The following is a 248-nucleotide window of genomic DNA, read 5'->3' on the forward strand; positions in this document are numbered from 1 at the left end:
GTGCAGACCGGCTCGGGATCGTTGCCGCCAGCCGGGTTACTGGCTACGACGACGTTACCGACGCTTCCGGTCGCATCCGCATTGACAGTCGCGGTGTAGGTCAGCGTGTAGGTACCCGGCAGCGTGCCCGCCGGCAACGTGCAGGTGAGCGTGCCGGTGCAGGCGAACGCACCCGCATCGGTCACCGAACCGAACGTCAGACCCGCCCCGAGCGTATCGCTCAGCGTCAGCACTTCAGTGGTGGCCGA

At 66.9% G+C, this 248-nt stretch carries 1 protein-coding gene; it reads right to left on the reverse strand.

The window, feature by feature from the left end; all coding sequences use genetic code 11:
* On the reverse strand, nucleotides 1-248 hold a 248-nt coding region (locus ABE487_RS17255; RefSeq protein WP_346452929.1), incomplete at both ends, for a hypothetical protein.

This window comes from Luteimonas sp. TWI596, from assembly GCF_039674105.1.
Classification (GTDB): domain Bacteria; phylum Pseudomonadota; class Gammaproteobacteria; order Xanthomonadales; family Xanthomonadaceae; genus Luteimonas.